The sequence below is a fragment of the Picosynechococcus sp. NKBG15041c genome (assembly GCF_055380235.1).
The window spans coordinates 1,093,941-1,116,167 of record NZ_AP040363.1 but is presented as its reverse complement, the minus strand read 5'-3'; the positions used below and the strand labels follow the sequence as shown (position 1 = coordinate 1,116,167).

Here is a 22,227-nt window from a genome sequence, read left to right as displayed (position 1 = left end):
GCTATGACTGAAGCAAATAGCGATTGTGGAGCTGCGTTAAGGCCATGGCCAATCGTTACATCGCCCAGATCAATGCCCTCTGGACAGCCTTTCTGTTGGGGACGTTATTTCACACTGACTTGGGTTTGATGCCGCTATTTCATGACATGGCGGTGGAGCATTCCCATGCGGGAGAAAATCTGGATGCCGTATTCGGGTTTATGCTCTTCTTTTTTGCGATCCCAATGGTGCTGATCATCCTGACGACCTTTACCCAAAGTATCGGGTTTCAGCGATCGCATTTTGGGATCACGGTGGTTTATTCGGTGCTGAATCTGGGCCATCTCATCGCCGATATTGCCGTCAGCGCGCCTTGGTATCAGTTGATTTTGATGGTCCTGCTGTTGGCGATCGGCCTGTTGCTCAATCTGGTGTCGTTTAAATGGCTGCAAAAACGCTACCATCGACAGAGGAAAGCAATTCCCGCCGCTTAGTGGTTTGTGTTGCACGCGGCGCATGGGCAGGCATTTTATGAAAATTTTGTGTATCCACGGCCTCAGTCGGACGCCTTTTTCCCTACTGGGCCTCGAGCTATACCTACGACATTACGGTTGGGAAACAGAGCAGTTTGGTTATTTTGCCGCCGCTGAAAGTTTTGAGCAAATTGTCACCCGGCTCCGCCAAAAAATTCAGGCGATCGCCCAAAACAGTCTCTATGGGATTGTGGCCCATTCCCTGGGGGGCGTTTTAACCCGCGCCGCCCTCGCCTGTCCCCACACCCCCGCACCGACTCAAGTGGTGATGTTGGGGACCCCAAACCAGCCACCTCGCCTTGCGGCCTTGGCCTGGCAGTTGCCCCCTTTCCGGTGGTGGACGGGGAACTGTGGCTTTAATTTGACCGACGAAAAATTCTACAGCACTCTACCAACATTGCAGATACCCTACACCGTTATTGCGGGTACTGGTGGCCCCCGGGGAAAATTCAGTCCCTTTGGCAATGAACCCAATGATGGCATTGTGGCCCTGACAGAAACCCACCTGACCCCCACGGATCGGGTGATTCAACTGCCGGTACTCCACACCTTTATGATGAATCACCCCCAACTGCAACGGATCGTTCGGGACATTTTTCACCAAGGCGATCGCCTCCAAGGGGTGCAGTAATCATTCGGGTAAAAAAAAGACCCACCGCAGTGAGTCTGTAGGAAAATCAAAAATTATCCAATCATTCTATTGGAAAGCAGCGGTAATTCGTTTCATCGCTTCGAGCACATTTTCCCGGCTGTTAAAGGCAGAAATTCGGAAATAACCTTCCCCGGCAGCCCCAAACCCAGAACCCGGTGTGCCGACTACATTGCAGTTGATCAGCAACTTATCAAAGAAATCCCAACTGGATAAACCTGCTGGTGTTTTTACCCACACATAGGGAGCATTAACGCCACCGTAAACATCAAAGCCCACCGCAGCAAGCTCCCGGCGGATAATCGCCGCATTTTCCAGATAGAAACTAATCAGTTCCTTGATTTGGGCTTGGCCAGCTTCGGAATAGACGGCTTCTGCACCCCGCTGGACAATGTAGGAAACCCCATTGAATTTTGTGGACTGACGGCGGTTCCAGAGGCTCCAGAGCTGTACCTCTTCGCCATTGGAGGCTGTTACAGTGAGATTTTTCGGCACTACGGTAAATGCACAACGGGTTCCTGTAAAACCAGCATTTTTCGAGAAGGAGCGGAATTCGATCGCACAATCTTTTGCCCCATCAATCTCATAGATGGAGTGGGGAATGCCTTCTTCGGTGATGAAAGCTTCGTAGGCTGCATCAAAGAAAATCAAGGAGCCGTTGGCCTTGGCATAGTCTACCCAAGCTTGGAGTTGCGCCTTGGTGGCCGTCGCCCCGGTGGGGTTATTGGGGAAGCAGAGGTAGATAAGGTCAACTTTCTCTGTGGGGATTTGCGCCTCGAAGTTATTGTCAGCGGTGATCGGGATATAAGTTAAACCGGCGTATTTCCCAGTTTCATCAGCTTCGCCAGTGTGACCCGCCATCACGTTGGTATCCACATAAACCGGATACACAGGATCGGTGACGGCGATGATATTATCCTTGCCGAAAATATCGAGAATATTTCCGGTGTCACATTTGGAGCCATCGGAGATGAAAATCTCAGAAGCATCGATCTCACAACCCCGGGCCTGGAAGTCATGGGCTGCAATTTTTTCCCGGAGCCAACCGTAACCCTGTTCGGGGCCATAACCTTTAAAATTCGCGCGATCGCCCATATCATCGATCGCCTTAGCCATCGCTTCCCGGCAAGCAGCGGGGAGGGGCTCTGTGACATCACCAATGCCTAACTTGATGATCGGCGCATTAGGATTTTCCGCAACGAAGGCATTAACCCGGCGGGCAATTTCAGGAAACAGGTAGCCTGCCTTTAGTTTGAGATAATTTTCGTTGATTTTAACCATAAAAAAATCAGGGGCGAGAAGCCATAAAACAGATTAATCTATCATCCCACGCCCTAGACCAAGGGGGCAGGGGATCTTCACCGCCGCTGCCAAGCCCCGCTGACAAACACCAAACCCGTTTCAAAAAGTGAAACTCTGCCCTAGAACCGGATTGATTCTGGCATATTGACTAAAAAGTTTCGTTTCCTCACACACCAGAGAGAACCCCATGGACAAACGACTGGAGAAAGCTAAGGCTTTGTCTCTGGTCTAACCCTGGGGACAACCCTAGAGCTAATCCTTTAAAATCTGTCCTGCTAAAATTTTTTGCTTGAAAATAGAGTCACCACTACAATAAAATAGACTTATTGGTCAAAAAAACAAAAAATCACAACTTCTTCACATTAATCCTCGATAAAATTCGCTAAAAATTTCCATTATTTATTCTTTGAAAACTTGATTAGATGAAGGCGAGCCAGTACACTGCAAATAGATAAATCAAGCCATTATAGGGTGATCAAACTACCTTCATTCTTTTTTGAAAATTTGTCCAAGAAAAGATTTCGTGATTTCGCCAAGTTTAGGTGGTCACCCCTCATAAAGTATTCCTTTAGGTGCGGTTAGTAAAATTCAGCGTAAAGCTTGTCGAGTTCGGTAATCCCGAATGGAGCCCCCCTTTTGCCCCTTTACTTCATCGGGGAAAATGGAAAACAGAAAACCGATAATAGCTGACCAGTAAAAAAATCACTGCAAATTTGAACTTTTTCTGGTTGTTACACGTCTAAAGTAGTGAGCACTCAATTTAAAGATCAAAAAACTTTAAATTCCCTATCAATGTTGTTTGACTCTTTCAAGGATTTCTGATGTTTTTGATTGTGACTTCCTAAGTCGTTTTGTAAGAAATTTTGCCCCCTTGGGCTGCACCATATTGTTCTTTGATCTAAGGAGTTTAAAGCGTCAATGCCTCAAGTAAATCTTCAACAAGCTTCCAACAATGGCAAAGGTTCTGCGGATATGGTGCGTACCTATCTTCGGGAAATTGGTCGTGTTCCTCTTTTGACCCATGAAGAAGAAATTGTTTACGGCAAACAGGTACAGCGTTTTATGGTTTTCCAGGAACGTCGTCAAGCTTTAGTGGATGTGCTCGAGCGGGAGATTACCCTCGAAGAGTGGGCGGCGGCGGTACAACTGACCCCGAAGGAACTCCAACGGGAAATTAATATCGGGGAGCGGGCTAAGCGTAAAATGATCGAGGCGAATCTCCGCCTAGTGGTGGCGATCGCCAAAAAATATCAGAAGCGCAACCTCGAATTTTTAGACCTGATCCAAGAGGGTAGTCTTGGTCTTGAGCGGGGTGTAGAGAAATTTGACCCCACCAAGGGCTACAAATTTTCCACCTATGCTTATTGGTGGATCCGCCAAGCGATCACCAGGGCGATCGCCCAACAGGGCCGCACCATCCGCTTACCGATCCACATCACCGAAAAGCTCAATAAAATCAAGAAAACCCAGCGTTACCTTGCCCAAGAATTGGGACGGGCCGCTACCATTGCTGAAATTGCTGAAGCCCTAGAGCTAGAGCCAGCACAAATCCGCGAATATTACCGCATCGCCCGCCATCCCATTTCCCTCGATGTTCGGGTCGGAGATAACCAAGATACCGAGTTAATGGATCTCCTGGAAGATCGAGATGAATCCCCTGATCGCAACGTAACCTACGAGCTACTCAAGCAGGACCTCCGGGATCTCATTGCTGACCTCACTGCCCAACAGCAGGAAGTGATTATCCTCCGCTTTGGTCTCAATGATGGCAAAGAGCTTTCTTTGGCGAAGATTGGCAAACGGATGAACCTCAGTCGTGAGCGGGTGCGCCAATTAGAACGTCAAGCCCTCAACCATCTCCGTCGTCGGCGATCGCAGATCCGAGAATACCTCGCTGCAAGCTAGATTTCTAAAAATTTTCACCTATGACTTAGGCTATGCAAGATGGAGAAATTTCTCCATCTTTTTTTTTGCCCGCTTTTAACAGAAAAGATTCTCAATATTGTTGATTTATTTTTTAGATTGTCATATTCTAAAGATGGTGTTTTTCTCTCAAGGATGTACAGGGTGGGTTGTCCCACCTTTTTTATTGCCTAAATCTCACCAGGGGCCGTTTTAGAAAGAATCTAGACGTTTTTTTTAGGCGATAACTGAAAGGGAATCTAAGACTAGGGATGGCGTATAGCAGGAACCTTGCCAGCGGCGATCGCCCCCCACCTGAATAACCTGTTTTAGGGCATCATAAACATTGCCAGCCACCATCGTATCCTTGATACGACCAATGATTTGGCCTCCTTGCACTTGGTAGCCAAGGTCAATGTTGACGGAAAAGTCCCCCGATAAATCGGCATCTCCCCCAAGGACTTGATCGACTACTACTGCGTTATCTAGCTGAGAAATAATATTATTAAGATTGCCGCTGCCAGGGGCAACAATCAGATTGATCAATTCTGGACTGGGGTAGCGACCAAGGCTGGCCCGAAACCCATTGCCTGTAGGACGAAGGCCCAATTTGTGAGCAGTGCGGCGATCGCCATAAAGTTCCTGGGCATATCCTTCGCGGATGAGAGAAAGAGAGCGGGTGGGAGTTCCTTCATCATCGAAATGGCAGATGTATGGTTTTGCCGTGGGGTCTTGGTAAAGGCTTACCTGGGGCGAGGCGACCAGTTTACCGAGGGTTTTACTCCAAGGGGAAGATTCTTCAAGGATATTTTTGCCATTGAGGGCGGCTGCTACGGTAGACCACAAGAGGGGCGCTGCGTTACTGGTAAAGATGACAGGCGCTTTTTGGGTGGTGACAGGAACATTTTCCCTGGCCCAGTGGAGTCGCTGGCGGATATTCTGAACGACAATTTCTGAGTTGAGGGTATCCTGGGAGACTTCACCATCATAGATTCCCAAAAAATCATCGCCCCGGACCCATTCCACTTCTAGGCCAAAGCTCAATGAAATATCTGCTGCTGTGCAATAGAGACCTTCGGAATTGAGCAGGAGGGTTTGACTGGATTCACAGTCAAAAACACCGCCGCAAAGGATATCTGGGTAATGGTCACGCAGTTGGGCGATCGCCTGCTTGCCAGTTTCTACAAGGGCCTCAACGGTCATCGCTGTGCCGATGGGCGGATTAATGTCCCGGCGCGGTTCACAAATATCTAGGGGGGATGTCTCATTGAGTTTACTCAGGGCGATCGCCTTTTCCACCAGTTGTCGCGGTTCCACTTGGCCATAGGCGACTGCTAACCCAGGGCGTCCTTGATACCAAAGTCGCAGAGCTGTACCAATGGACTCAGATGTTTCCAGTTGCTTCAGGCGATTCGCTTCAAAGGTAACGGGATGGGAAACGGAGCTGCCTTGGTAAACCTCAGCAAACTCAGCCCCTCCCTGACGCGCCAAATCAAGGAGCTGTTGTGCAAAATCACGCATAGATTTTTCCTAGGGTTTATCGATTACAAGTGCGAGCATATCGGTCAAAATTCGTGGCGGCCAATTTTTATAATCCTTGGGAACTGAAATATTTGGCTTCGGGTAAAATCAGCATCGCATCCCCAAAGGAATAAAAGCGATATTCCTGGGCGATCGCCTCTTGATAAACCGCAAGCAATCTTTCCCGGCTAATGAGCGCACTCACCAGCATCAGTAGACTTGATTTCGGCAGATGAAAATTCGTGATCAGGCCGTCCACCACCTGCCATTGATAGCCGGGGTAAATAAATAGATTGGTCCGACCCCGAAAGGGTTGTAACTCTCCCCTAGAAGCAGCAGCCATTCCCTCAAGCGATCGTACCACCGTCGTCCCTACAGCAATCACACGGCCCCCCTTTGCTTTTGTTTCCCGGATTTTTTCAATCGTTTCTGCCGGGACATCGATCCATTCATAGTGCATATCATGGGCGGTGATGTCCTCCACTTCCACTGGGCGGAAAGTGCCGACCCCCACATGGAGCGTCACAAAGGTTGTGTTGATGCCCTTTTGGTCTAATTGCTCAAATAGATCGGGTGTAAAATGCAAACCCGCTGTCGGTGCAGCCACGGCTCCTGGGGTATCAGCATAAATGGTTTGGTATTGATCCGGTGCAGCTTCGGAATCTGTCACATAGGGGGGGAAGGGAATTTCACCAAATTCATCCAGCACAGACCAGAGGCTTTGGTTTGCCGGCAACTGAAACTCCAAAAAACGTCCACCGGTTTCTGGATCCCGGTCAGTTACTGTGGCCTTGAGGGTTTGACTTAAATCATTCGGGGCCGTAAAAACCACCTCCGACCCCAAAGTAAAGCGTTTGCCGGGTTTCACAAGGGCCAGCCAAATGTGGGCTGATTTTTCTTCTAAAAGCAATACTTCCACCGGAGCTCCCGTCGTTTTGCGACCATGGAGTCGCGCTGGGATCACCTTGGTATTGTTCATGACCAACAGATCATTGGGCTGAAGCCAATCAACCAGTTGGTAGAAACGTTGGTGTTGAAAACTTGTAGGAGAATCAAGGACTAAAAGGCGGGAGCGATCGCGGGGGGTAACGGGGGTTTGGGCAATGCGCTCCGGCGGCAGATGGTAGTCATAACTGGAGAGGCTTTGGTCTGGGGTCATAGCTCACTGAAGCGAATGGAAATCTCCGATTATAATGAACACAGCTTTGAGGACAGCACAGCAAAAGTTTTTTATCCGAACTATACCGACATCAGTGCAATGGTTGAACCTAGCTTACATTACCCTATTTTTGGTGCTGAAATTCCCTGTCCCCATTGTCGCCAAATGATTCCGGCCTTGACGTTAACCGATAGTTATCTCTGCGATCGCCATGGCGCATTTGAAGCCGATCCAGAGACGGAAATCCTCGTCCATCTCCAGTCCAGTCGCCAGTGGAAACGCTGGGAAAATCAGTGGTATCGGCAGCATACCCATCCCGACGGCATTCGTTTTGAAATCCACGAGGCCCTCGATCGCCTCTATATCAAAGGACTCCGAGCAACAAAAATTACCATTGCCCAGCGCTACCAAACCCTGATGGGCCGCACCCTCGAGTTTAAGCTTGTCCCTCACTCTGAGAGTGGATCTGCCCCGACAACCCCCCATCTCTATGGGCTACCTGTACATTTCCAAGAAGAAGGCGATCGCCAAAGCCGCTGGCAAGTGGTGAACTTTGAACTGGCAACTGAGCCTGGTGCTCCCCAGCGTTACCCTTACTACTACCTAGGCTATGAATAGCATCGGTAAACAGAGACTATTTCTGGAGAGTATCTGCACCTTGGGGCATCAGTTCACTCAAATCAAACTTTTTTAACTGGTTGGCGAATTGAGGCAAAATTTCCACACAAAAAGCCTCCGCCGCCTTAGACCGGTAGCGATTCGGATTGACGATGACACTCAGAATCCGGCGTACCTCCACATCTTCAATGTGAGCCCGGTGGAGAACCCCCATCCGCAGTTCCTTTTCAATGGCAGTTACGGAAACAAAAGAAGCCCCTAACCCTGCCTGTACCGCATTTTTGATCGCTTCGATGGAATTGAGTTCCATTTCAATTTTCAGGCGTTTTGTATCGATGTCGCAGCGGGTAAGGACCTGGTCGATCACTTTACGGATGGTCGATTGGGAATCTAGGGCAATGAACTTGAGTTTATACAAATCATCACGATAGATAGTATCTGCCTTCGCTAGGGGATGATTTACAGGCAAAATGAGCGACAGTTCATCCTCAGCATAGGGGACAATTTTTAGGGTGTCCTGTAATTCTGAGGGGACTTCACCACCGATAATTGCCAGATCTACCTGGCCATTGGCCACTCCCCAAGAGGTGCGCCTGGTGGAATGAACCTGTAATTGCACCGCCACATCGGGATATTTTTGGCGAAAGGAGCCGATCATCCGGGGAATAAGATAAGTACCTGTGGTTTGGGAAGCGCCGACAATTAAGGTGCCGCCTTGGAGGTTTTGTAGATCTTCGATCGCCCGACAGGTTTCTTGGCAGAGGGTAATGATTTTTTCGCCGTAATCGAGGAGAAGATAGCCTGCTTCGGTGAGCTGGGCCCGGCGACCGCCCCGGTCAAAGAGCGGGACATTGAGTTGTTTTTCGAGGTTTTGCACCTGGAGGCTAACGGCAGGTTGGGAGACGTAGAGACTATCTGCTGCCCGTTTAAAGCTTCCTTCAGTGGAAATGGCTTTGAGAATACGGAGTTGATCCAGAGTAAATGGGATGTCAGACATACAGCCTCGGCAAAAGGGAGTGAAAAAGAGGGAACGCTGCTGGTTTTATGATTGACAGTACCACAATAAGGGGATCGTATCTCTTTTCAGAGATAATATAGCCTGTACTAATTTTAAGTAAAATACTTCGATCGACGGAATTATGGCGGATTTGAGCTGGTTTTCGACGAGTCATTGGATTATGGCTGGTCTTTTGGTAGGTTTTGCGATCGCCCACAGTGGTTTGGCGGCGTTGCGTCCCCTGGGCGAAAAAAAAGTAGGGTCTCGATTGTATCGAGTTTTTTTTGCTTTAGTCAGTATTCCATTTGCCACGGGGTTAATCATCTATTTCTTTAATCATCGTTACGATGGCCTGGTGCTCTGGCAGGTGCAGGGGGAAGCCTGGGTGCAACCAACGGTGTGGTGGCTCTCAGCAATTTCCTTTTTCTTTCTCTATCCTTCCACATTTAATTTATTGGAAATCGCCGCGGTCAAGCAGCCCCAGGTGCACCTCTACGAAAAGGGGATCACCCGAATTACGCGCCATCCCCAGATGATTGGCCAGTTGATTTGGTGTGTTGCCCATACTCTCTGGATCGGTAGTTCCTTTACGCTGCTTACCTCCGTTGGCTTGATGGCCCACCATCTCTTTGCTGTATGGCATGGCGATCGCCGCCTTGAGTCCCGCTATGGCAAAACTTTTCTGGCTGTAAAAGAACGCACCTCAATCATCCCGTTCTTAGCCATTTTGCAGGGAAAACAGACCCTCAAGCTGGGGGAATTTTTTAAACCAGCCTACGTGGGGGTCACCGCCTTTATTGCCTTGCTCTGGTGGGGACATCCCTGGCTGATGGTGATGACCGCAAAAGTGCCCTGGTAGCAAAAAAAAGATGATCCCCAGGACCGATGCAGGTAAGATAGGAGACCAAGATAATGTGAGTATGTGAGCGAAAAGAACAGAGAGACTATGGTTCTATCAATCACCGAAGAAAATTTTAATCAAACGGTCCTAGAAGCCCCGCAACCGGTCCTGGTGAATTTTTGGGCCCCTTGGTGTGGCCTCTGTCATTTGCTCCATCCTTTCCTTGTGAAGCTCCAAAAAGAGTGGGAAGGACAATTTCTCTTGGTGGATGTCAATGCTGATGACAACCTTAAACTCGCTAACACCTATCGTCTCAAAACTCTACCGACTTTAATCCTCTTTAACGGGGGCGATATTATTGAACGCATTGATAAATTCCAAGACCGCGATCGCCTCAATGCTCAACTAGAACAACTGTTGCGCGGGGTTGTGATCCCCTAGTATGGCAGCGCCTCTAATCGTGATCTGCGGGGCCACGGCCACAGGAAAGTCTGGTCTAGCCCTGAAACTTGCCGAAAAGCTCGATACAGTGATTCTCAGCGCTGATTCTCGGCAAATTTACAAAGAATTTGACATTGGTACGGCCAAACCGAGCGCCGCTGAATTGGAACAGGTTCCCCATTACCTCATCGATATTTGTGAACCCACAGAAACCCTCACCCTGGCGGAGTACCAAGCCCAAGCCCAAGCACTCATCGCCCAGTTTCACGCTGGAGATAAACCCGTTTTCCTCGTCGGTGGCACGGGGCTTTACATCAAAGCAATTACCAAGGGGCTAAAAATCCCCCGGGTTTCACCCCAAGCAAATCTACGCCAACAATTGACCGAACTGGGTCAAATCCACAGCTACAAGCTGCTCCAACAAGTCGATCCCACCGCCTGCGAAAAAATTCATCCCAATGACCAAGTGCGTACCCTCCGCGCCTTGGAGGTGTTTTATGTCACAGGAGCGCCCATTAGTCAGCAACAGGGAGAAAATCCACCCAGTTATCCCATTTTAGAAATCGGCCTCGATTGCAACCCCGATCATTTAGACGAACGGATCCGCCAACGCACCCACCAGATGGTCGATCAGGGTCTAGTGGCCGAGGTGGAACGCTTGGGCCAAAAATATGGCTGGGATTTACCGCTGTTAAATACCCTCGGTTATGCCGAATTTCGAGATTATATCCAGGGTCGAGATACCCTAGCCGGGGCGATCGCCAACACTGCCCTCCACACCCGCCAATTCGCCAAACGCCAGCGTACCTGGTTCCGCGCCAATTCAGATATCCATTGGCTCGATAACACCGCTCCGGATCTCCTAGACCAGGCTCTGAAGCTCATTAGTCCCGTTTTATAAAAGTTTGCAGGTAAACCAGGGCTAGAAATGATCAATCAGAAAAAAAGCACCCTTTCTTGAAAAAGAATGCTTGGGGAGTTTCAGGGGAAAAATCAGGCAAAAATTAGGGACGCTCTTCGATCACTTTATCGATCAAGCCGTATTCCATCGCTTCTTGGGCCGACATAAAGTAATCCCGGTCTGTGTCCTTCTCAATTTTCTCAATGGACTGGCCTGTGTGGTTAGCCATCAATTCGTTGAGTTGGTGCTTAATGCGGATAATTTCCTTCGCCTCAATGTCGATATCCGTCGCCTGACGCCGACCTTGGATGCCGCCGAGGGGCTGGTGAATCATGATCCGCGAGTGGGGGAGGGCAAGACGTTTACCTTTTGTCCCTGCAGATAGCAAAAACGCCCCCATAGAAGCGGCTAACCCAACGCAAATGGTCACCACCTCTGACTTGATGTGCTTCATCGTGTCATAAATGGCAAGGCCCGCCGTAACAGAGCCACCGGGGGAGTTGATGTAGAGATAGATCGGTTTGCTGGGATCTTCAGAATCGAGGTAAAGCATGATGGCAATAATCTGGTTTGCCAAAGCATCATTCACACCCCGACCGAGAAAAATGATCCGCTCACGGTAGAGGCGATCGTAGATATTGATCCAGTCAGAATAGGGCTGACCGGGCATTTGATAGGGAACCTTGGGAACACCGATGGGCATGGGATTTGTTTACCTTGATCTGGACAATGGGAAAAATAGCGTAATTTTGGGGATTTCCTAAAATTACAGGGCAGGGACGGGGGAAGGTAGATCCTTCGAGCTTTCGAGCACTTTATCGATAATGCCGTATTCGAGAGCTTGGTGGGGGGTCATATAGAACATCCGGTCCGTGTCTTTTTCAAGTTTTTCGATCGCTTGACCGGTGTATTTAGACATCATCTGTAGGATTGTCCGCTTGTTTTCGATCACTTCCTTGGCGCGAATTTGAATATCGGAGGCTTGGCCCTGGGCCCCTTGGCGCGCTTGGTGAAGGATGATCGAGGAGTGGGGCAGACTAGCCCGACAACCTTTTGTCCCCGCCGCGAGGATCATCGCGGCAGTGCCCATGGCCTGACCGAGGCAAATGGTATGCACTGGCGGCGTAATGTAGTTGAGGGTATCGCAGATGGCAAAGGCTTCGGTTTCAAAGCCGATGGAATCGCCCCCATACCAGGAAGTGCCGGTGGAGTTGATGTACATGTAGATGGGCTTGTCGGGGTCATCGAACTGTAAAAACAACAGTTGGGCGATGATCAGTTCGGTCACATCGACACCGATTTGATCTTTGTACTCATCGGGGGAGACGAGGGGAAGGCCGAGGTAAACGATCCGCTCTTTTAACAGAAGGGAGGGGAGATCTGGCGGTGGTGTCCTGTAGGTGGAGCCGCCACCTCGATAGGGTGCTTGTACAGCCTGAATCGGTGAGTTCATAGGATCTTTGTAATGCGTTGGGTAACCCGTTGGAGTTACGGCTTGGGGAGTGTTTTTGTCTGATTTTGTCTTAGCATCTAATTTTAACGCAAGGTTTGACGGTGGTTTAGGGCGATCGCATATGGGGAAAGTATTTTTGTTGGGGGCTGGTTTAGGGACAAGGGATTATTTGACGGTGCGGGGTTGGGAGATCCTAAAGCGGGCGGAGGTGGTCATTTATGATGCCCTGGGTTCCCAGGAATTGCTAGACATTTTGCCCCAGGATTGTTTGCGGCTCTTCGTCGGGAAACGGGGGGGCGAAAAAAGCACGCCCCAAGGGGACATCGATCGCCTGCTGGTGGAATATGGGCAGTCGGGCAAACGGGTGGTGCGCCTGAAGGGGGGAGATCCGTATATTTTTGGGCGATCGCATCCGGAGATTTTGGCCCTGAAAGAAGCGGCTTGTGACTTTGAGGTGATTCCTGGGATTTCATCGGCCTTAGCCGCACCGCTATTGGCGGGGATTCCCTTGACCCACAAGGATTTGAGCCGGGGCTTTTTTGTGGGGACAGCCCATAGCCTAGGGGCCTTTGACTGGTCAGCCCTCGCCCAACTAGAAACCCTGGTGTTTTTGATGGGGGGCCGCAATTTAGCCGAAATTTGCGACCGGTTGATGGCGGCGGGGCGATCGCCCCAAACCCCAGTGGCGATCATCCGGGCGGCGGGCCTATCAGAGCAGCGAGCCTGGACAGGAACATTACAGACGATTACGGAGCAGACCGCAACGATTCAAAAATTGTCTCCCTGTGTGATTATTGTGGGTCAAGTTGTCAGTCTCCGGGAGGATTATATGTATCAGGCACCTTTACAGGGAAAAACAATTCTAATTACCCGCGCTGCGTCGCAATCGAGTGAATTTACTGCGCTTTTAGCAGAAACCGGTGCAAACATCCTTGAAATGCCCGCGTTAGAAATTCGTGAGCCCTCCACCTGGGAACCCCTCGATCAGGCGATCGCCTCCCTGGAAACATTTAATTGGCTGATTCTCACTTCGGCCAATGGCGTTGAATACTTTTTTCAGCGGCTCGAAACTTTAGGGAAAGATGCCCGCGCCCTGGGGAATCTAAAAATCGCGGTGGTGGGGAAAAAAACAGAAAAATTTTTACGGAACCATGGTCTAAAGGCAGATTATATTCCCCCTGATTTTATTGCCGACTCTTTGGTTGAAAACTTCCCGGAATCTCTGCGACATCAAAAAATTCTTTTTCCTCGGGTTGAAACCGGGGGACGCGACATTCTTGTGCAAGAACTCTCACAACAAGGGGCAGAAATTGTCGAAGTACCTGCCTATGAATCCGGTTGTCCTTTTAGGATCCCGCCCCACGTTTGGCAAGCAATCCAGGCTCAGAAGATTGATTTTATAACCTTTGCCAGCTCAAAAACAGTCCGTAATTTTTGGCACTTATTACAACAACAAGGAGGGGATTTTAGGGTTTTAGAAAAAGCTAAAATTGTCTCCGTTGGCCCTCAAACGTCCCAAGTCTGTTTGGAATTATTGCAGCGGGTAGATCTTGAAGCTAAAGAATATACACTCGAGGGCTTAAGGGATGTGATCATTAATCACCAAAAGTAGAAATAAGTGCGTGAATTTGACCTGATTTTAAAGGAAAAAAGTCAGCATATATACAGCTGAGACAGCGAGTTGGGTCGCCGTGATCGGGATACTGTATTTGAGGAATTTGCGAAATGACATTTTCCCTCCATGTAATTCAGCAATACCGGCAGCCACAATATTTGAAGAAGCGCCCAACAATGTACCATTTCCACCGAGAGTTGCCCCGTACATCATGGCGTAAAACAACGGTAATACAACCGGTGGGAATTGGCCAGCAACATTGGGATCTAGAAACTCAGAGCCGAGCAGATCAACATTCACTAAATACTCTTTTAGTAGAGGAATCATCGCGACTACCAAGGGAATATTCGGCACTAAACTTGATAAAATACCGACAACAAAGACAATGAGAATCGAGCCTAAAAGAATATTTTTACCTAAAATAATAGCTAAAACACCAGATATTTGACTAACAACACCTGTTTTTTCTAGCCCTCCGATTAGGACGAAAATAGACATAAAGAAGAGCAGCGTACTCCAGTCCACATCTTTGAGGATATTATTAACCGTGTCAATTTTACTTTGATGAGCCAAAGTTAACGCTAGAGCCGCCCCTAACAAAGCCACCGCTGCCGGCACAATGGGCACAGGCAGAGACTCGCCAATAACAAATAAAAGCAGCACAAAAAAGATCAAGACACCGCCCAATGCTAAAACCCGGGGATGATTAACTTTGGGATTGGGTAGATGACTGAGATCCGTAAAGGTTGTCTGCCAGATGTCTTTAAAAACAAGAGGTAATAATAAAACAACAACAACAATTGCGAGTACACCGCCGAAACTGAGGCGCTGAAGATAGTCCAAAAAACTAAGATTAACCGCATCACCAATGAGATAAGTAGCTGGATCGCCAACAATAGTCAGTAATCCAGCACTATTTGCCACAAAAACCATTAAAGTAAGCAGAGGCACAAAATCAACACCAATTTCTTGGGCAATTGGAGGAATCAGTGGGGCGAGCAGCATAACTGTGGTGGCATTGGGCAAGACGGCACAAATAGGCGCAGTCATTAAAACAATGCCTAGTAAAAGTAATTTGCCACTCCCCTTGGCTGCAATTACCATTTTTGTGGCGATATATTCAAAGATTTTTGTCGGTTCAAAGGCCCGAACCAAGACCATTACCCCAAAAAACAAGGCCAATGTTGCGTAGCTTTGGCTAATATAGCCAACTGCTTCTGTGAGAGTCATCACATGGGCAAAAACAAGCACTAGGGCTCCCAGTAGAGCCGCTGCGGTGAGGTGAATTTTTTCAAAAACAATACTAACAAATACGACAACAAAAGTTGCCAAGGCAATCCAGGCTTCTAAATTCATATTTTCTGTCGAAACTAAATGGTGATTTTAAAATTTTGGCAAAATAAACTATTACCAAACAAAAAATCTAGTGATTTGTCTACAAATGAGTTCGGTTTGCTATTTGTTGTTCTTACTATCTAAAACCTGTCTTTAGAACAGATAACTTAGACAAAACAAACTTAATAAGACTTAAGCAGTATGTTATTGACTAAAAACTTCCATAAATATTCCCATCCATAAATCAAGGGTGTAGAGTGGTGATTGTTTTGATGGGATGACGGATATTTAATATTTCCGTTTCCCTCATTGCCGACGAAGTTAGCTGACGGGCGAGGACTGAGAGATATCCTTTCCAAGAAATTTTGGAATTAGCCCCAAAGTCCTAAAAAATAGGACGGTGGTTCCTCCGTTTTACTCTTTTTGACGTCTGAGTAGCTTAGGCAGAAACGATTTTGTCTCAACCAGGATAGCATATCTATTTATTCAGAGGGTTTTGCGTTGAAAAAGTTAATTTATGGTGTTGTAGTTGTCATTTGAGAAGATTAGGGATTCTTTGCAATGTATAGGAGATTACTTTTTTCTATCGTTATATTGTCTCTGAGGTATTTTTAATCATTGAATGAGTTAAATAGAGAGGCGATCGCCTACTGTTTTTGGCGATTTACTATAACCCCGATGAACGCACTTGGTAGGGAATTTCTTCGATGGGGAGATTTTCTAAGTCCCAATCTGAATAGTGCAATTGGAGACGTCTTTCTCCCGCATATTCAACGATTTTGCCACCATATAAACGGGCGTCTGTGCCTAAACTTTGGATCTTGATATTGCCATTAAATACTGTGGCCCGGGCGAGATAAATCACCAAATCATCGCGGGAGGGGCGGTTCACCGTGGTACTGGCGGTTAAGTGGGCTAAACCCCGTTCATCTAATTCTTGGGCGATCGCCATGGCGGTATTCCGAATGCCCCGAATTGCGACAATATGGGCGGCCACCGCCATCGTAATGTCAATTTTTTTCGTGTCGGTCAGCACGGCATTATGGGCGAGAAAGTGAAAATTTTCTTCCCCCAAATCGTTGCGAATCCGTCGATGGATCGGGTTGTGAGCATTGTAATTGCGGAGCGTGCCAACGATCGCCCCGCAAGCATCCCGGGGCTCGCGCCAGGGGGATTCGCGGGTTTTACCATAAACCTGTTTTCCATCCTGGCGCAGACGGCCCACATGGGTTTTGAGATCGATCGCCACCAAAGAAATCGATTGGGGGTTACCCTCATACACCCGGCGCTTTAGGGATTCATCCAACTCATGGGCAACGGTCACATGGGCAAGGGTCTCCCCGTCATCAATGCCGCCCCCTGCTGGGAAAAAAGCCTCTAATTTTAATTCGCCGATTTCTGAGAGGGTCGCAAAGCGGGAGGCCACCACATCTCGATAGCGCTTCGTCGCTTCTCCCTGGTGGATGCGATCGCCGCAGTTGGTGTAGGCGAGGGTAGTGACCACACTGGGCAAACTCATATCTGCCCCACAGGCCTTAATATCCGTTGGGCTTGAGGCGGCCAGTTGGAGCTCATCGCGCAAAATCTGGAGCCCATTGATCAACGTGTAGCGATCGCTGACAATTTCATTGAGATAATTATGGTAAGCATTCCGTTCCATCCCAAAACTGGCAGTCAGTTGCCAAAATTGTTTAACCCGTGCTTCGGTAGGGGCAGGATCAAAGGATAAAGTCATAGAATTTCGCCTGAGATGTTGGTCTAATTTAAGCAGAAAAATCACAGAATCCGACAGCTAGTGACCAGGAATAACCAACTCAAATTATTCTTTAATTTTAAGACAGTTCATATCTAATCATTCAAACCTGTACTTTTTAAACCATTATTTATTCTAGAGAGCCACGGGTTACACCCAACTGATTTTGCAGTTTTAGGGTTTTCCAGAGTTGTGCGCCAGAAATTTTTCCGGTGAGCAATTTTTGGTAAAGATCAATGGTTTTAGTAATCTCAACAGGGGATTCATTGACAAATTCAACGCGGAAATGGCGCACCCCTAAATCAAGAAAATGTTGCATATATTCAGCCCCAGTTTGGGCTGTGCCATTAAAGACCGTATTACGACAACCCGCATCGGCGACTAGAACATGTTGAACGCCTGTGCGATCGCCTAATTTGACTTCGTGCTTTTCGCAGGGACGACCACAATTGGTGAAATCGGTTCCATCGGAGAGAAATGCGCAGAACACGCAATGCTCCATGTGAAACATCGGCATATGTTGATGAATCGTGATTTCAAACCAGTGGGGCGGACAATTTTTCAGCAATGATTCTAACTGCTGAATATTGAGATCATAGGAAGCAGTTAACCGTTCAAGAGGGAAATTGTGCTTAAAATAATCAGCCGTAATCGGATTGGAAATATTCAAAGAAAAATCAGCAGTAATCCGTTCAACCTTAAAGAATTTCAGGTGATCATAATTGCGGATTAAATAACCATCGGCATGGCTGGAAATCACCTGATCTAAAATGTAACTTTCCTTCGGCTTGGCGATGCGGGGCGGCGCAACCCAGATTTCCGGTTGATGGTCGGTTTGTTTAGCTAGTTTAACAGCTTCTCGATAGGTGATCGGGTTTTCAAATTCACAATAAATGGTTGAAATATCCGTTTTTAAAACAGCTTTTAATTGTTTAATATGACGCACTAAGACAATAATTTGGGCTGATTGTTGTGAAACTTTTTCGACAGTCGGCAGTAAATCACGATGGGACACATTTTGATTTAGTTGCCAGCGTTTTGGTTGACTGCGTAACGTTTCCAATTGATTAACAATTTCCCGCCGAATGCGATTCAGTTCACTAACAGGCAGAATTCCATCACCCTGTAGATAATTCTCTAACTGTCCTAATTTAAACGGGGTATTACCCAAACGTCCTAATTGTTCCGTTAATCGCTCAGTGGTGAGGGGTTTATGAATCGCTTTCTCTAGCAATAATTCCGATTGAACCTGCACAATATGACCCTGCTCATCACGGGCGATCGCCACTAAATTACTACCAATTTCGCCGTGGATTTCGATCGTAATCGGGCGTTGAAATTGAATTTTTTCGCTCGTAAAGGTTTGCCGTAATTTCTTGTCGAGTTCCGGATCATTGGTTTTCCAGAGGCGATCGCCTACCCGCACCCGCCGCAGATCCACATCACGCCGCCCAAAGGTCACAAGGGTATCTTTTCCGTGAGTTTCCACCGCGTAGACCCTGCCTCCTTCCTCCCGCTCCGCAGGTTTGCCATAGTCGAATACCACACCGTCACCCGCTTTCAGAGGCGCTTCGAGCCGTAACAGCACCTGTTTATCGCGCCCGTCACGCACCTGTTTAATCTCGCCCAAATATACGCCGCGTTTCTTGCCAAACCGCGCATGGACAAGGCTTTGGTTATCAATGCCGTCGAGCCAACCCGTATGCAAACCCCGTGAAAATGCCATTTCTAATTGATATTTTTCCCGCTCCGAAACCTGATGCTCCACACCGGCGATCGCCCGATCAATTGCCTGCCGATAAACCTGCGTCACACTCGCCACATATTCCGGTTGTTTCAGCCGTCCTTCAATTTTCAGCGACACCACGCCAGACTTAATCAAATCCGGCAAAACTTCCAATCCAGCGAGATCCTGAGGACTGAGCAGATAACGGCGATCGCCTAAATCAAAGGGTTTACCATCAACAATCATTTCGTAGGGCATCCGACAAGCTTGGGCGCATTCCCCCCGATTTGCAGACCGTCCACCCAGGGATTCACTCGTCAAACATTGCCCCGAATAGGCGACGCACAACGCCCCATGCACAAACACTTCCAGCGGCATCGCAATATTTTGTTGACCCAATTCCTGCTGAATTTTTTCAATTTCCTTGATCGAACATTCCCGCGCCAACACCACCAAATTACAGCCCAAATTTTGCGCAAACTCGACCCCCGCCGCACTGGTCACCGTCATCTGCGTGGAACCATGAATCGGAAAATCGGGCGATAACTGGCGAATCAGGCGACACAAACCTACATCTTGCACGATCGCCGCATCGACCCCCGCCGCAATAATCGAGCGCAAATACCGTTCCACCGCCGCCAATTCCGCCGTAAAAATCAACGTATTCAACGTCACATAGCCCTTCATGCCGCGCCGATGCAAATATGCCATCAACTCCGGCAAATCTGCCTCAGTAAAATTCTGCGATCGCATCCTTGCATTGAACTGATCCAGCCCAAAATAAATCGCATCTGCCCCATTCTCCACAGCGGCGATCGCACAGTCCCAATTTCCTGCCGGAGCCAACAGTTCAGGGGTTTTTACTACGGTGGCGATCGGTTTTACGGACATGGCGGCTGGGGTAGACATAGACAAAGCGACGAAATAACGGCAGGTAGGCTATTTCAGTAGTATAGAGGCATCTTGTCTAGGAACGATGTGGAGAATGGGAGTAGCGGCGATTGGCACTCTCTTTAGATGGTCAGCTACTCACTAAATAAAATACAAATTCGGTGTGAGGCTATTCTGCTTCGACGAGATCCGGTTGGACACCGCGATCAATTACTTCAATATCCCATTGCCCCGTGCGATCGCCTTCAAAGGCAATCCAACGACCATCGCCACTAATTGTTGGGTTACGCACTTGGCCAAGATAAGTACGGGTGAGGTTTTGGCTCTGGAAAGTTTGGCGATCGTAGAGATAAATATTCGTTTTTCCTTCCTGTTCCGAGGTGTAGACGATGAAGCGACCATTGCGGCTAATATCCGGCTGATCATAAAACACGTTGGGTTGGTGCAAACCTGGTAAGGATAACAGTCGTCGCTGGGCGAGATCATACAAAAAAATACGTCGTTGCCGTTGGCGATCGCTACTAAAAATCAAAAAACGACCATCATCAGAAAGTCGAGGATTTTTTTCGCTGTGGAGGCTGTTGAGATTATTCCCCAGAGGATCAGCCGGGGGTGTCACGAAACTTGTACTCTGACAACCCAGAAGCAAGATCCCGATCAAGGCGATCGCCCCACTGCGACAAATCATTGATTCGGGGTGACAGAATTTGATGGAAGAGTACAGCAATTAACATTGTCAAGACAAACCTTACCCCATTGGAGGGCCCAGCGCACCAGAGAAACCCGATTATCCGTCGCCGTCTTTGTCAGAATATTACTAATGTGATTATCAACAGTACGTTTACTGATTTCAAGGCGAGCTGCAATCTCATGGTTCGTCAGGCCCTCTGCCACCAAATCAACAATTTCAATTTCCCGTTCCGATAGAGCCGCTTCGCTTGCTGTCTTTTCCGTAGCCATAGACTTTTCTTTTGTTGATGTACTGTTATTTTTCCATTGTAGGAGAGGTTTGAACTTTGGCTAGATTGTACACAATTCCCCAACTCTACCCATTAGCCACCCCAAGCAACAGGCTAATCGAGGGTAAAAATTGAGCGGGAAATAGACCATCAAGAACCCTATGGGGTAGCAGGTTATTAGCAGCTGTCTTATTTTTTAGGGAATCTAAAAATATTTTAAGACCCGCCATAGCCAGTGTCGTTTATTTTGATCTAAGCGTTCAGCCCAGCGATTGAGACGATAGCATTCCCGATCAGACCAGCCCCGCAGCAGCTTTTGGCTATGCCACACCAAAATTGCACAGGTATAGGCCACGCAAAGGGTCAACGCGGCACTGGCCCAATAGTGATAACCAAGACTGAGCCGGATCACTGCCCAGGTCAAATATTCTTGCCAGAGGGGAAATTCTTCCCGTAATGCCCAAAAACCGTAATTTCCCAAGGTTAACCAAAGCATCACGACAAACAGCCAACGTCCCAACACATTCAAGCGGGCTAATTTGCGAGCCAAGGGACTGAGAGAATTGTCTGTGGTAAGCTCTTGCGGTCGGCGATCGCCCATGTCCATTACCTAAAAAAATCTTGGCCAGCAGCACATTACCCGCATATTCAGGTAAAGAATCATCCCCCTAAGAGAGTTCCGCCGCATCCATTGTTTCTTTAAACATTTTTGGCGGTTGGCCATTGCGATCGCGCCACCAAGCCAAGAGGGTACTGGCCACAAAAATACTGGAATAAGAACCACTAACAAACCCGATGATCAGAGCAAGGGCAAAGAATTTGAGGGTCGAGCCGCCAAATAGAAAAATCGCCACCAGGGGTAAGAGAGTGGTTAGGGTTGTATTAATCGATCGCCCCAAGGTTTGTACCACAGAAATATCAACGATTTCAGCGATGGTTTTATCTGTGTCGGCCGCGATATTTTCTCGCACACGATCATAGATAACTACCGTATCATTCACCGAAAAGCCAATAATCGTTAATAGGGATACTAAAAAGAGGCTATCCACTTCTACCCCGGCCACCAAACCCAGGAATGAAAAGACCCCTGCTGTGACCAACGCATCGTGAAACACCGCGGCGATCGCAAACAGTGCATAGTCCAGCTGAAAACGAATACTTAAATAAATTACAATCCCAAAAAATGAGACCAACAGGGCTAACATTCCCTGGATAAACAATTCTCGTCCAATTGTTGGCCCCACCGAATCAATCTGAATTGTCCCTGCATCAAAAGTGCCCACTTCAGTTTCGAGGGCAGCGACTAGGCGAGTGCGTTGATCCACATCTAGTGGGGGCGTGCGCACCGAAAAAGCCGTGCGTTCTTCCCCTAAAATTTGTACGCTACTTCCACTCACTCCCTGCTCTTCAACTACCGTTTGAATCGCTGCTGTTTCCAGGGGCGCATCGCAATTGCCTGCCACCGTGCAATCAAGGGACACTTGGATTTTTGTCCCCCCCACAAAGTCTAAACTAGGCCGCAGTGGTGCTTGAATTTGGTTCAGGGAAATCCCCATAAATAGCACACTGGCAACCATGGCGATCGCCGAGATAGACCACCACAGAAGACGTTGTTTGGTAACGCTAAATTTAAAAGTCATCGGGTCAAAGAC

The 22,227-nt window shown here is 48.1% G+C and carries 21 protein-coding genes and 1 riboswitch; of the genes, 8 read left to right on the top strand and 13 right to left on the bottom strand.

Features of this window, described 5'->3' with window-relative positions; translation table 11 throughout:
* Positions 1–44: 44 nt before the first annotated feature.
* Positions 45–473, top strand: coding sequence for a hypothetical protein (locus tag ACZ45B_RS05465; RefSeq protein WP_024544538.1), 429 nt, complete (start codon positions 45–47; stop codon positions 471–473).
* A gap of 37 nt (positions 474–510) precedes the next feature.
* The gene (locus ACZ45B_RS05460) at positions 511–1,143 is read left to right on the top strand and encodes an esterase/lipase family protein (protein WP_024544539.1); all 633 of its coding nucleotides are present in this window, start codon (positions 511–513) and stop codon (positions 1,141–1,143) included.
* Between the two features lie 66 nt (positions 1,144–1,209).
* Here ACZ45B_RS05460 and ACZ45B_RS05455 read toward each other — a convergent pair whose 3' ends face one another.
* Complete coding sequence (locus ACZ45B_RS05455) at positions 1,210–2,442, bottom strand: LL-diaminopimelate aminotransferase (protein WP_024544540.1); 1,233 nt, start codon at positions 2,440–2,442, stop codon at positions 1,210–1,212.
* 939 nt (positions 2,443–3,381) lie between these two features.
* On the opposite strand from ACZ45B_RS05455, the gene ACZ45B_RS05450 reads away from it, so the two are divergent.
* On the top strand, positions 3,382–4,368 hold the full coding sequence (locus ACZ45B_RS05450; RefSeq protein ID WP_024544541.1) for an RNA polymerase sigma factor, RpoD/SigA family: 987 nt from the start codon (positions 3,382–3,384) through the stop codon (positions 4,366–4,368).
* A gap of 234 nt (positions 4,369–4,602) precedes the next feature.
* Here ACZ45B_RS05450 and ACZ45B_RS05445 read toward each other — a convergent pair whose 3' ends face one another.
* The gene (locus tag ACZ45B_RS05445) at positions 4,603–5,886 is read right to left on the bottom strand and encodes a TldD/PmbA family protein (RefSeq protein WP_024544542.1); all 1,284 of its coding nucleotides are present in this window, start codon (positions 5,884–5,886) and stop codon (positions 4,603–4,605) included.
* 67 nt (positions 5,887–5,953) lie between these two features.
* Positions 5,954–7,045: a tRNA preQ1(34) S-adenosylmethionine ribosyltransferase-isomerase QueA gene (gene queA / locus ACZ45B_RS05440; RefSeq protein ID WP_024544543.1), complete on the bottom strand. Its 1,092-nt coding sequence runs from the start codon at positions 7,043–7,045 to the stop codon at positions 5,954–5,956.
* A 99-nt stretch (positions 7,046–7,144) separates the two neighbouring features.
* Here queA and ACZ45B_RS05435 point away from each other — a divergent pair, with 99 nt between their 5' ends.
* Positions 7,145–7,663 carry a TIGR02652 family protein gene (locus tag ACZ45B_RS05435; RefSeq protein WP_024544544.1) on the top strand — a complete coding sequence of 173 codons (519 nt, stop codon included), beginning with the start codon at positions 7,145–7,147 and terminating at the stop codon, positions 7,661–7,663.
* Positions 7,664–7,679: 16 nt separating this feature from the next.
* On the opposite strand, the gene ACZ45B_RS05430 is transcribed toward ACZ45B_RS05435, so the two are convergent.
* Entirely contained in the window at positions 7,680–8,660 is a 981-nt protein-coding gene (locus tag ACZ45B_RS05430) for a LysR family transcriptional regulator (protein WP_024544545.1), read from the bottom strand.
* A 142-nt stretch (positions 8,661–8,802) separates the two neighbouring features.
* Here ACZ45B_RS05430 and ACZ45B_RS05425 point away from each other — a divergent pair, with 142 nt between their 5' ends.
* The 3 genes from ACZ45B_RS05425 to miaA all read left to right on the top strand — a co-directional run bounded on the left by ACZ45B_RS05425 (position 8,803) and on the right by miaA (position 10,843).
* Positions 8,803–9,519: an NnrU family protein gene (locus tag ACZ45B_RS05425; protein ID WP_024544546.1), complete on the top strand. Its 717-nt coding sequence runs from the start codon at positions 8,803–8,805 to the stop codon at positions 9,517–9,519.
* An 87-nt stretch (positions 9,520–9,606) separates the two neighbouring features.
* Positions 9,607–9,942 carry a thioredoxin family protein gene (locus tag ACZ45B_RS05420; protein ID WP_024544547.1) on the top strand — a complete coding sequence of 112 codons (336 nt, stop codon included), beginning with the start codon at positions 9,607–9,609 and terminating at the stop codon, positions 9,940–9,942.
* 1 nt (position 9,943) lies between these two features.
* Positions 9,944–10,843, top strand: coding sequence for a tRNA (adenosine(37)-N6)-dimethylallyltransferase MiaA (miaA, locus tag ACZ45B_RS05415; RefSeq protein ID WP_024544548.1), 900 nt, complete (start codon positions 9,944–9,946; stop codon positions 10,841–10,843).
* A gap of 103 nt (positions 10,844–10,946) precedes the next feature.
* Here the strand turns inward: miaA and ACZ45B_RS05410 are convergent, their stop codons facing one another.
* Together ACZ45B_RS05410 and ACZ45B_RS05405 are read right to left on the bottom strand one after the other, a co-directional pair.
* On the bottom strand, positions 10,947–11,546 hold the full coding sequence (locus ACZ45B_RS05410; protein WP_024544549.1) for an ATP-dependent Clp protease proteolytic subunit: 600 nt from the start codon (positions 11,544–11,546) through the stop codon (positions 10,947–10,949).
* A gap of 63 nt (positions 11,547–11,609) precedes the next feature.
* Entirely contained in the window at positions 11,610–12,296 is a 687-nt protein-coding gene (locus ACZ45B_RS05405) for an ATP-dependent Clp protease proteolytic subunit (protein WP_024544550.1), read from the bottom strand.
* A 121-nt stretch (positions 12,297–12,417) separates the two neighbouring features.
* Here ACZ45B_RS05405 and cobA point away from each other — a divergent pair, with 121 nt between their 5' ends.
* Positions 12,418–13,908: a uroporphyrinogen-III C-methyltransferase gene (gene cobA, locus ACZ45B_RS05400; RefSeq protein ID WP_024544551.1), complete on the top strand. Its 1,491-nt coding sequence runs from the start codon at positions 12,418–12,420 to the stop codon at positions 13,906–13,908.
* A gap of 27 nt (positions 13,909–13,935) precedes the next feature.
* Here cobA and ACZ45B_RS05395 read toward each other — a convergent pair whose 3' ends face one another.
* From ACZ45B_RS05395 to secF, 7 genes are all read right to left on the bottom strand, one after another.
* Positions 13,936–15,267, bottom strand: coding sequence for an SLC13 family permease (locus ACZ45B_RS05395; protein ID WP_024544552.1), 1,332 nt, complete (start codon positions 15,265–15,267; stop codon positions 13,936–13,938).
* Between the two features lie 274 nt (positions 15,268–15,541).
* Positions 15,542–15,702, bottom strand: a riboswitch (cyclic di-AMP (ydaO/yuaA leader).
* Positions 15,703–15,913: 211 nt separating this feature from the next.
* On the bottom strand, positions 15,914–16,981 hold the full coding sequence (locus ACZ45B_RS05390; protein WP_024544553.1) for a hypothetical protein: 1,068 nt from the start codon (positions 16,979–16,981) through the stop codon (positions 15,914–15,916).
* 148 nt (positions 16,982–17,129) lie between these two features.
* Positions 17,130–19,634: a U32 family peptidase gene (locus ACZ45B_RS05385; protein ID WP_024544554.1), complete on the bottom strand. Its 2,505-nt coding sequence runs from the start codon at positions 19,632–19,634 to the stop codon at positions 17,130–17,132.
* A gap of 151 nt (positions 19,635–19,785) precedes the next feature.
* Positions 19,786–20,304, bottom strand: coding sequence for a TolB family protein (locus tag ACZ45B_RS05380; protein ID WP_029681593.1), 519 nt, complete (start codon positions 20,302–20,304; stop codon positions 19,786–19,788).
* The gene (pedR, locus tag ACZ45B_RS05375) at positions 20,301–20,576 is read right to left on the bottom strand and encodes a photosynthetic electron transport-dependent transcriptional regulator PedR (protein ID WP_024544556.1); all 276 of its coding nucleotides are present in this window, start codon (positions 20,574–20,576) and stop codon (positions 20,301–20,303) included. Before pedR ends, ACZ45B_RS05380 begins: the two co-directional genes overlap by 4 nt.
* 204 nt (positions 20,577–20,780) lie before the next feature.
* Positions 20,781–21,176, bottom strand: a complete 396-nt coding sequence (locus ACZ45B_RS05370) for a hypothetical protein (RefSeq protein WP_024544557.1) — start codon at positions 21,174–21,176, stop codon at positions 20,781–20,783.
* A 67-nt stretch (positions 21,177–21,243) separates the two neighbouring features.
* Entirely contained in the window at positions 21,244–22,215 is a 972-nt protein-coding gene (secF, locus tag ACZ45B_RS05365; RefSeq protein ID WP_024544558.1) for a protein translocase subunit SecF, read from the bottom strand.
* Between the last annotated feature and the right edge of the window lie 12 nt (positions 22,216–22,227).